The organism is Pseudomonadota bacterium (assembly GCA_010028905.1).
Lineage (GTDB): Bacteria > Vulcanimicrobiota > Xenobia > RGZZ01 > RGZZ01 > RGZZ01.
This window is the reverse complement of sequence record RGZZ01000923.1, coordinates 1-1050: the sequence shown is the minus strand read 5'-3', so window position 1 is coordinate 1050 and position 1050 is coordinate 1. Positions and strand designations below refer to the sequence as shown.

Annotated in this window: 2 protein-coding genes; both read right to left on the bottom strand. The window is 64.4% G+C overall.

Going from position 1 to position 1050, the window contains the following annotated elements; translation table 11 throughout:
• Positions 1-225, bottom strand: a 225-nt coding sequence (locus EB084_26395; protein NDD31793.1) for a hypothetical protein, incomplete at its 3' end; no start/stop codon positions are given.
• Positions 222-953, bottom strand: coding sequence for a type II secretion system protein (locus EB084_26390; protein ID NDD31792.1), 732 nt, complete (start codon positions 951-953; stop codon positions 222-224). The genes EB084_26390 and EB084_26395, both read right to left, overlap by 4 nt.
• Between the last annotated feature and the right edge of the window lie 97 nt (positions 954-1050).

Genomic DNA, 1050 nt, shown 5'->3' with positions numbered 1-1050 from the left:
CGTGCCATCGCTCTTGATCCGGCTGATGGCCTGCGCCATGGCCCCCTCGGCGAGGAAGAGCGCCTGCTGGGCGTTCACCGCCCGACGGGCTCGCCCGGCGTGCGACATGGTGACGGCGGCCATGGTGAAGGCTGCCAGGGCGGCGATGGTCATGATCGCCAGCACGCCGGCCAGGCCGGCGCCGCGCTGCTGATATCGACGAAGAGCGGCAGTGATGGCTTTCACTTCTTGTTTCTCATGCAGATGGCTGTGTTGAAGCTCTCTTCGGGATTTGCGGGGTCGGGCGTGGCTGTCTTGCATACGGTTATGCTCACCGACAGGCTGGGGTTCTTCACCGTGATCGAAGGGTATGTTGCTACGGTGGCGCTTGCAGCATCGCTGCTGGGAAGCGCGAAGGTCAACGCGCGCACGAAGCGCGCGATGAGATGCGCATGGCCCGCATTGACCGCGGCCGACACAACCTCGGTGGGCGTGAGGCGCTGCACACTCGCGTCCTTGGCGACCTCGACGCGCCCGATGGCGCTGCTCTCTCGGTCGAACCAGTAGACCACGAATCCATCGCTGCCAGTGGTCCCCACAGATCGCACGGGGGGAACAACGTTTCTGCGAAATGCGCAGGCGGTCAGCTTGTATGTCGCCTCGTCTGTCACGGTGAGCGAGGCATACGTCGATGCGCGCGCCTCACGCGACAGCTGCGTCAGGGCAATGAGCGCCGCGGCCTGGGTATCGAGGCGAGCTTCGGCTCGGGTGTAGAGGCGTGCCCCCGAGACGAACAGATCGGCCACGAAGGCGCCTACCATGGAGAACAGTGCCATCGCTACGATGATCTCGATGAGGGAGTATCCGTTTGTGCGTCGACGACGACTCACGGGTTCGTGAAGCTGAAGACTGTGGTCTCGTACGTCTTCGAGGTGGTGATGGACTGTGGTGACCCGGCCGCGGCGGTGCTCCACGAGACGGTCACCCGCAGGTGCTTCAGGCTCGGGTCGCTCTCGAGTGTCGACTGCCGCTCTACCGTGAAGACTGTGCTGCCGACCTGTTCGGTGGTCG